Genomic DNA, 9,212 nt, shown 5'->3' with positions numbered 1-9,212 from the left:
CGGCTGCTCAGCTACCAGAGCGTCCTGACCGCGGCGGAGGCGAGCCGGAGCGCAGCCGAGACCGGCAACTAGCACGGAACTTGCTTTGGCGTGTCCGACATGGATGCCGCATGAACCTGATCAGTCTTGATATCCGCATGCTTCGGTCGCTGATCTCGGTGGTCGAGACCGGCAGCATCACCGAAACCGCGCGTCGCCTGGGCCGCACCCAGCCGGCGATTACGCTGCAGTTGCAGCGCCTCGAAGAGCTCACCGGCAAGCAGCTGTTCCTGCACGGCGGGCGGCGCGTCTCGTTGACCGAGGACGGCACCACGGTGCTGCTCTATGCGAAGTCGATCCTGCGGCTACACGACGAGCTGATCTCGCAGCTCGCTTCGCAGGAGATCGAAGGTCAGGTGGTGCTCGGCACGCCCGATCTGTATGCGGCGTTCATGCTGCCCTCGATCCTGGCGGTGTTTCGCAAGTCGTTTCCGCGGATCCAGGTCGAGTTGAACTGCGCGCTGTCGACGCCGCTGGTCGGACTGGTCAGGCGCGGCGATGTCGATATAGCCTTGGTGACCCGGATGAACGACTTCACCGGCGGCCAGGTGGTACGCCACGAACAGCTGGTGTGGATGACGGGCGAGCAGTCCAAGGCACATCTCGAGCAGCCGATCCCGCTGGCGCTGCTGCCGCCCGGTAACATTTATCGCGACTACGCGATCGACGCGCTGGAGCGCGCCGGGCTGCGCTGGCGCATCGCCTGCGTCAGCGAAAGCGTCGGAGGGCTGCAGGCCGCTGCTTTCGCCGGCATGGCCGTCACCGTGATGGGCCGCAGCGCGCTGGTCCCGACGATGCGCGAGATCGGCGCCGCCGAAGGCCTGCCACCGCTGCCTAAGGTCGAACTGCTGCTGTACAAATCGAGCGGCGCGACCTCGAAGGCCGCGACTGCGCTGCACGATTACCTGGCGCACTATCTGCGCCTGGACGAAGACCTCGGCGCGCGCGGCACGCCGATCGAACTGTCCTGAGCGGCGAGCTAGCTCAGGCGCGCCGCGGCGGCCACATCGACGCCCACGGCCGGGCGCGTTCGAACGCCGCCGCCACCCGGAAGATCGCAGGTTCGTCGAGCCAGGGCGCGACGATCTGAAGCCCGATCGGCAGCCCGTCGCGATCGAACCCGCACGGCACCGTCGCGGCCGGCAGCCCCGCCAGATTGATCGGCCAGGTAAACGGCGACCAGCCGAGATGCGGATCGACCTCGGTGCCGTCGATGCTGCCGACGCCGAGCGTGCCCGCCTCGAACGCCGTGACGGCGACGGTCGGCGTCACCAGCACGTCGACGCGCTCGAACAATTTTTGGAACGCGCTCCGTGCCTGGCCGCGCCGATAGCCGGCCTCGATGTAGTCGGTGCCGCTGTAGCTGCGGCCGAGATCGACGACGGCGCGATACTCCGCTTCCGAACTCGCGAGTTCATCCGCGCTCCGAGCCGCGACCGCGGCCGCCTGTTCGGTGAAGGCGATCGGCTTCAGCGTGTGGTCGAGAATGCCGGGATCGAGTGCAGGACCATCGCGCCTGACCGCGGCGCCGCAGGCTTCGAGCACCCGCACCGCCTCGGTGAAAGCCGCACGCACCTCGGCGCTCACCGCCGCATAGCCGAAGTCCACACTGGCGGCGATCAGCAGGCCGTCGAGCGGCGCGGCGTCGGCGTCGAACCGGCGCGACGGCACTGGCAGGCTCGCGGCATCGCGCGGATCGAAGCCGGCGATCAGCCCGAGCACCAGCGCCGCATCGGCGACCGTGCGGGTGATCGGTCCGGTATGCGCCAGCGACGCCCAGGACGGCGGCGAAAAGCCGGGCGAGCGTGGTACCAGGCCGAAGGTCGGCTTCAGCCCGAACACGCCGCAGAACGACGATGGCACCCGGATCGACCCGACGCCATCGGTGCCGATCGCAATCGGTCCGCAGCCGGCCGCCACCGCGGCCGCCGCGCCGCCGCTCGAGCCGCCGCTGGTGCGGACGGTGTTCCAGGGATTGCGGGTGATGCCCGACACCGGGCTGTCGGCGGTGAGTTTGTAGCCGGACTCACAGGTCGTGGTCTTGCAGGTGAGGATCGCCCCGGCGGTTTTCAGCGCCTCGACCACGGCGGCATCGGCCTGCGGCACGAACGCCTTGTTCATCGGCGAGCCCGCATAAGCCGGCACACCCGCCACATAGACCAGATCCTTGATGGTCACCGGCACGCCGGCAAGCGGCCCGCAGGCTTCGCCGGCCTGCATCGCCTTGCTGAGACGATCCGCCTCCGCCCGTGCCTGCTGATACATCGGCGTGACCACCACGTTGCACGCGGCATCGGTCGCCTCCAATGCAGTGATCACGTCGTCGACGACGTCGCGCGGCGTGAAGGCCTTGCGACGGTAGCCGTCGATCAGGTCGACCGCCGACAGGGTGCCGAGCCCGGCGGACGCCGACAGGCGCGCGGCGACAGGAGAACCGTCAGTCATCATGTATCTCGCAGTTCAGGCCAGGGCCGCGTCGACCGCGCGCTTGGCCATCACGGTGACCAGATGGGCGCGATAATCGGCTTCGGCATGGATGTCGGAGGTCAGGCCCTCGGTGTCGATCTTGATTGCCGCGATCGCCGACGCATCGAAATGCTGCGTCAGCGCCTGCTCCATCGGCGGCACCCGGAACACGCCCGGGCCGGCGCCAGTGACAGCAACGCGCACGCCCTCGGCGAACTGCGCCACGAATACCCCGACGAGCGCATAGCGCGACGCCGGTGCCTTGAACTTGGAGTAGCCGGCCTTCAGCGGCACCGGAAACCGGAGTGCCGTGATGATCTCGCCGGGCTGCAGCGCGGTTTCGAACAGACCGACGAAAAACTCGTCGGCAGGAATTTCGCGCATATTCGTCACGACGGTCGCGCCGAGACCGAGCACGGCGGCAGGATAGTCCGCCGCCGGATCGTTGTTGGCGACGGAGCCGCCGATCGTGCCGCGATTGCGCACCGCCGGATCGCCGATCAGCGACGCAAGCATCGCCAGCGCGGGTAACCGCGCCGCCAGCACCGCCGAGCGTGCAACCTCGGCATGCCGGGTCATTGCCCCGACGGTGATGGTCGCGCCGTCGTCGGTGATGCCGGACAGTCCCGGCAGCTTCGACAGGTCGATCAGCGCCGGCGGCGTGGCAAGGCGCTGCTTCAGCGTCGGGATCAGCGTCATGCCGCCAGCGACGAGCTTGCTGTCTTCGAGCGTGGCGAGCAGCCCGGCCGCCTCGGGGATCTGACTCGGCTGGTGATAGGCGAACGATTTCATCCTGGTGTTCTCCTTACTCGGCGGCGATCGGCAGCGACGCGTTCTGCAGCAGGCGCCAGATCCGGTTCGGCGTCGCCGGCATGTCCACATGGGTGACGCCGAGATGCGACAGCGCGTCGACCACAGCGTTGATAACCGCCGCGGGCGAGCCGATGGTGCCGACCTCGCCACAGCCCTTCACGCCCATCGGCGTGTGGGTGCACAGCGTCGAATGCGTGGCGATGTTCATCATCGGCATGTGATCGGCGCGCGGCATGCAGTAGTCCATCAGCGAGCCGGACAGCAATTGTCCCGAACCGTCGTCATAGACGGCATTCTCGTACAGCGCCTGACCGACGCCCTGGACGATGCCACCGTGGAGCTGGCCCTCGACGATCATCGGATTGATCACGGTGCCGACGTCGTCGACCGCCGTGTAGTTGAGAAGCTCCACCACGCCGGTCTCGGGATCGATTTCGACCTCGGCGATATGGCAGCCACCCGGATAGGTGAAGTTGACCGGGTCGTAATACGCCTGTTCTTCGAGCCCCGGCTCCAGCACTTCGAGCGGATAGTTGTGCGGCACATAGGCGGCGCCGGCGATCTCCTCGAAGGTCTTGACCCGGTCGGTGCCCGCCACCGAGAATTTTCCGGCTTCGAAGTGGATGTCCTGCTCGCTGGTCTCGAGCAGATGCGCGGCGATCTTCTTGCCCTTGACGATCACCTTGTCGGCAGCCTTCGACAGCGCCGCGCCGCCGACCACCAGCGAGCGCGAGCCGTAAGTGCCCATGCCGAACTGCACGCGGTCGGTGTCGCCGAACACGATGTCGACATTGTCGAACGCCACGCCGAGCTTCTCCGAGACGATCTGCGCGAACGTGGTCTCGTGGCCCTGGCCGTGATTGTGGGTGCCGATCAGCACCGTCACCTGCCCGCCCGGATGTACTCGGACCGTGGCGCTTTCGTACAGGCCGCCGCGCGCGCCGAGCCGGCCGGCGAAGCGCGACGGCGCAAGGCCGCAGGCTTCCACATAGGTCGAGTAGCCGAGCCCGCGGAATTTGCCGCGCTTCGCCGACTCCGCCTTGCGCGCACCGAAGCCGGCGACATCGGCGGCGACCAGCGCGCCGTCGAGGCAGCCTATCGGATCGCCGGAATCGTACTGCACCAGCACCGGGGTCTGATACGGATAGGCTTCCTTCGGAATCATGTTGCGGCGACGGATCTCGACGCGGTCGATCCCCATCTCGGCGGCCGCGACATCGACCATGCGCTCTAGCACGAAGGTCGCTTCCGGCCGGCCCGCGCCGCGATAGGCGTCGACCGGCACGGTGTTGGTGAACACCACCTTGACGTTGCAGTAGATCGCCGGCGTCGTGTAGACGCCGCCGAGCAGTGGCGCGTAGAGGTTGGTCGGAATGTTCGGCCCGAAGGTCGACAGATAGCCACCCATATTGGCGAGCGTCTTGACGCGGAACGCCAAGAACTTGCCGGTCTCGTCGAGCGCGAGTTCAGCCTCGGTGACGTGATCGCGGCCGTGACGGTCCGACAGATAACCCTCGGAGCGGCTCGCCACCCACTTCACCGGACGCATCACGCGCTTCGCCGCCCAGGCAAGCGCCGCTTCCTCGCCGTAGTGGAATTGCTTGACGCCGAAGCCGCCGCCGACATCCGGCGCGACGACGCGCACCTTGTGCTCCGGCACCTTCAGCACCAGCCCGCTCATCAGCGTGCGGACGACGTGCGGAAACTGGCTGGTGGTCCACAGCGTGTGCTGGCCGGTGCCGGGATTGTAGTCGGCGACCGCGGCGCGCGGCTCCATCGGATTGCCGATCAGCCGGTTGTTGACAAGGCTGAGCTTGGCGATATGCGCGGCCTTGCGGAACGCGGTTTCGACTGCGGCCTTGTCGCCGAGCTCCCAGTCGCAGCAGAGGTTGTTCGGAATGTCGTCGAACAATTGCGGCGCGCCGGGCGCCACCGCGTCGAGCACGCCGACGACCGAAGGCAGTACCTCGTAGTCGACGTCGAGTAGATCGGCCGCGGCGTTGGCCTGCTCCGGCGTCTCGGCAATCACCAGCGCCACCATGTCGCCGACGAAGCGGACCTTGCCCTGCGCCAGCACCGGGAACGGCGGCTCCTTCATCGGCACGCCCTGGGCGCTGCTGATTCCCCAGCCGCAAGGCAGCGTGCCGAGCCCGTCGGCCGCCGCGTCCTCGCCGGTCAGAATCGCGATCACGCCCGGCAATGCGAGAGCCGCCGTCTTGTCGATGCCGCGCAGCACCGCGTGGCCATGGGGCGAGCGCACGAATACGCCGGCCGTCATGCCGGCGATCTTGATGTCGGACACGTAGTTGCCGCGTCCGGTGAGGAAGCGTGGGTCTTCCTTGCGCTTCGGGGCCGCGCCGATGCCGATCACATTGCTCATGGTCACTCTCCCCCGGCCGCGTGCATGGCGGCGGCGCCGGCCATCACAGCGACGACGATGTTCTGATAGCCGGTGCAGCGGCAGATATTGCCCTCGAGGCCGTGGCGAACCTCGGCCTCGGTCAGGTTCGGCTTGTCCTGCGCCAGCGCGATCGCGGTCATCAGCATGCCGGGCGTGCAGAAGCCGCATTGCAGACCGTGATGCTCGCGAAACGCCTCCTGCATCGGATGCAGCCGGTTCGATCCGGGCTCGCCCTGCAGGCCCTCGATGGTCAGCAGCGTCGCGCCGTCGAGGCTTGGTGCCAGCAGCGTGCAGCTCTTCACCGGCACGCCGTCGAGATGCACCACGCAGGCGCCGCACTGGCTGGTATCGCAGCCGACATGCGTGCCGGTCAGGTCGAGCTGTTCGCGCAGCAGATCGGCGACCAGCATGGACGGCTCGACCTCCACAGTGGTCGGTTGGCCGTTGAGGGTGAAGGATATCTGCACGATCGGAACTCCTTGATGCGCGACGAACGGGTTCAGGCGAGAGGCCGGGCGAGATCGGTCGGCCAGGTAGCGACGACGACGTCTCCGACAGCGAGCGGATCGGCGAAGAAGGTCTTTTCCGGCACGTAGGCGACGAACTCGTCGTCCGGCACGGTGTCGAGCATCACCTTGACGAAGTAGCCCTGATACTCGATCGCCAGCACGCGGCTCGGCAGCGAGGTCGAGCAGCCCGCCGGCAGCGTCCCGCCCGGCCGGATCAGCGCCACGTCGTCACGCCGGATCGCGATGTCGATCTTGTCGCCGACGCCAAGGCTGGAGCGGATGCGGAGCGGCACTTCGATCGCGCTGGACGCCGCCTGCCCCAGCACAAAGCTGGCGCCGTTGACCTTCTGGACCCGGCCGGACAGTACGTTCTGGCCGCCCATGAACTCGGCGACGTAGCGGTCGTGCGGCTGGGCATAGACCTCGCGCGCCGGGCCGGCCTGCTTGATCCTGCCGTTGTCCATCACCACCACGAGGTCGGCGAGCGCGATCGCCTCGAGCTGGGTGTGGGTGACGTGAATGAACGTGATGCCGAGCTCGCGCTGCATCCGCCGCAGCTCCTGCCGCATCTGGACGCGGAGCTGTTCGTCGAGCGCCGACAGCGGCTCGTCGAGCAGCAGCACGCGCGGCTCGGTGATGGCCGCCCGCGCCAACGCAACGCGCTGCTGCTGGCCGCCGGAGAGCTGCGCCGGCAGCCGGTCGGCGAATTTGGTGAGCCGCACCTTCTCGATCATCGCATCGGCGGCGCGCAGCCGGTCGGCCTTGGCCATGCCGCGCACCCGCAGCGCGAAGGCGATGTTGTCGCGCACGGTGAGGTGCGGAAACAGCGCGTAGGACTGGAACATCATCGCGGTGCGCCGCTGCACCGGCGGCAGGCCGACGACGTTGTGGCCGCCGATCACGATCTCGCCGGCGGTGGGATCCTCGTGGCCGGCGATCATCCGCAGGATCGTCGTCTTGCCGCAGCCCGACGGCCCGATGAAGCAGCAATAGGCGCCGTCGGCGATCTTCAGATTGACGCCGTCGACCACGTTGCTGACGCCGTCGAAGCTCTTGCAGACGCCCGCCAGTTCGATATCGCCACGTTCGATTTTCATGCCAGCCAACTCCTAACCGTGCGCCGCGCCGCTACCGCCGCGTCGCTTCTGGATCAGCACGATGGTGCCGAGCCCGGCGCCGATGACGATGAAGGAGACGATCGTCGTCACGGTGCCGAGCGCGTAGAGCGACGGCGAGGTGACGTTGAGCGTCATGCTCCAGATCTCGAGCGGCAGCGTGTTGAGAGAGCCCGCGGTCTGCAGGCTGCGGGCGAATTCGTCGTAGGACAGCGTGAAGCCGAACAGCGCGACCGCGACCAGGCCGGGCGCCAGCACCGGAATCATCACCAACCGGATCGTCTGCCAGCGGCTGGCGCCGAGGTCGTAGGCGGCTTCCTCCCAGGCGTGATTGAAGCGCGACATCACCGCGAACATCACCAGCACGCCGAACGGCAGCGTCCACGACAATTGCGCGCCGAGCGCCGACGTGTACCAGGCGGCGTTGAGGCCGAGCGCCTGGAACAGCAGGCCGGTGCCGAGGCCGAGCACCAGGCCGGGCGCCACCAGACTGCCGATCATCATGGTGAACACCGCGCTGTCGCCGGCGAAGCGGCGGCGGAAGCCGAGCCCCGCGAGAAACGACACCACCACGGTGATCACCGTGACGATCAGCGCCAGCTTGATCGAGCGATCGAACGAACCCTTGACGTCGCCGGTGCGCGCCTGGGTCACCAGATCGACGAACCAGTGCAGCGAGTGGCCTTTCATCGGAAACACCAGGCCGCCGCGGATGTCCTGAAACGACAGGATGTAGATGCAGATCATCGGGCCGTAGAGCGCCAGCACGTAGAGCGTGAAAAGCCCGGCCAGCACGTAGAACGTCCACGGCCGCTGGCCGCGGCTCGGTGCGATCGCCTTGCTGGCCGCCGGTTCGATCGTCTCGGGTGCGTCGACCACCGCGGTGCTCATCGGGTGATCTCCCGGCGGATGTCGACGGTGCGCAGGATCAGCGCCACCACAGCCATCAGCACCAATGTCAGCAGCACCGCGCTGGCGGCCGCGGTCGGATATTGCAGCACGCCGACGTCCTCGTAGAACGCGCTGACCACCGAGGCCGAACCGCCGCCGGACATCACCTTCACCACGAAGAAGTCGCCCATCACGATGGACACCACGAAGATGCTGCCGAGCGCGATGCCGCTCTTGGACATCGGCACGACGATATGGCGCATGATCTCGAAGCGACTGGCGCCGGCGTCGATCGCGGCCTCGATCACCCGCTTGTCGATGCGCGCCATCGAATTGAAAATCGGCACGATCATGAAGATCGTGAGCTGATGCACGTAGGCGATCACCACCGCGAGATCGGAGAACAACAACACGTCGAGCGGCTGGCGGATCACGCCCGTCGACAGCAGCGCGGAGTTGATCAGACCTTCCTTGCCGAGCAGCGGGATCCAGGAAATCATCCGGATGATGTTGGAGGTCCAGAACGGCACCGTGCAGATCAGGAAGAGCCCGATCGCCAGCAGCGGATTGCGGACGTGAAACACCAGGAAGTAGGCGACGAAGAAACCGATCAACAGCGTGAACAGCCAGGTCAGCACGGTGAACTTGATCGTCGCCAGATACAGCTTCAGCGTCAGCGCCGAACTCAGCACCTCCGCGTAGTTCGCCAGCGTGAAGCCCGGCGTCAGGCCGCCGAAGCCGTCGGTGGTGAACACGCTCGCCACCAGCACGACCAGGATCGGCGCCACGAAGAACGGCACCAGCACCAGGACCAGCGGAGACACATACAGCCAACCGGCGAGATTGGCGCGGGGTAACGGAGAGTTCGACTGCATCGGCGTGACCAGGCTGGAGGTCGAGGTCTACGAAGTCTTCGGTCGCGGGCGGGCCCCGCGGCCGCCGGGGGGGACACGGGTGGGGGCGACGGACAGGCGCAGT

8 protein-coding genes are annotated in these 9,212 nt (G+C 67.3%); 1 reads left to right on the top strand and 7 read right to left on the bottom strand.

Features of this window, described 5'->3' with window-relative positions; genetic code table 11:
- Positions 1-110 precede the first annotated feature (110 nt).
- Complete coding sequence (locus ACOJTD_RS19325) at positions 111-1,010, top strand: LysR substrate-binding domain-containing protein (protein WP_420134487.1); 900 nt, start codon at positions 111-113, stop codon at positions 1,008-1,010.
- A 13-nt stretch (positions 1,011-1,023) separates the two neighbouring features.
- On the opposite strand, the gene ACOJTD_RS19320 is transcribed toward ACOJTD_RS19325, so the two are convergent.
- From ACOJTD_RS19320 to ACOJTD_RS19290, 7 genes are read right to left on the bottom strand one after another with little or no spacing between them, the layout of a single operon-like run.
- Positions 1,024-2,484 (bottom strand): amidase, encoded by a 1,461-nt coding sequence (locus tag ACOJTD_RS19320; protein ID WP_420134486.1) that lies wholly within the window; start codon positions 2,482-2,484, stop codon positions 1,024-1,026.
- Positions 2,485-2,499: 15 nt separating this feature from the next.
- Positions 2,500-3,297 carry an FAD binding domain-containing protein gene (locus ACOJTD_RS19315; protein WP_420134485.1) on the bottom strand — a complete coding sequence of 266 codons (798 nt, stop codon included), beginning with the start codon at positions 3,295-3,297 and terminating at the stop codon, positions 2,500-2,502.
- A 13-nt stretch (positions 3,298-3,310) separates the two neighbouring features.
- Complete coding sequence (locus tag ACOJTD_RS19310; RefSeq protein WP_420134484.1) at positions 3,311-5,698, bottom strand: xanthine dehydrogenase family protein molybdopterin-binding subunit; 2,388 nt, start codon at positions 5,696-5,698, stop codon at positions 3,311-3,313.
- 2 nt (positions 5,699-5,700) lie between these two features.
- Entirely contained in the window at positions 5,701-6,186 is a 486-nt protein-coding gene (locus ACOJTD_RS19305; RefSeq protein ID WP_420134483.1) for a (2Fe-2S)-binding protein, read from the bottom strand.
- 32 nt (positions 6,187-6,218) lie between these two features.
- Positions 6,219-7,325 carry an ABC transporter ATP-binding protein gene (locus tag ACOJTD_RS19300; protein ID WP_420134482.1) on the bottom strand — a complete coding sequence of 369 codons (1,107 nt, stop codon included), beginning with the start codon at positions 7,323-7,325 and terminating at the stop codon, positions 6,219-6,221.
- Positions 7,326-7,337: 12 nt separating this feature from the next.
- The gene (locus tag ACOJTD_RS19295) at positions 7,338-8,234 is read right to left on the bottom strand and encodes an ABC transporter permease (protein WP_420134481.1); all 897 of its coding nucleotides are present in this window, start codon (positions 8,232-8,234) and stop codon (positions 7,338-7,340) included.
- Positions 8,231-9,109 (bottom strand): ABC transporter permease, encoded by an 879-nt coding sequence (locus tag ACOJTD_RS19290; protein WP_420134480.1) that lies wholly within the window; start codon positions 9,107-9,109, stop codon positions 8,231-8,233. Before ACOJTD_RS19290 ends, ACOJTD_RS19295 begins: the two co-directional genes overlap by 4 nt.
- Positions 9,110-9,212 lie beyond the last annotated feature (103 nt).

The organism is Rhodopseudomonas sp., assembly GCF_048594845.1.
Lineage (GTDB): Bacteria > Pseudomonadota > Alphaproteobacteria > Rhizobiales > Xanthobacteraceae > Rhodopseudomonas.
Note: the sequence above shows the minus strand (reverse complement) of the source record. Positions and strands in the feature narration are given on the sequence as shown.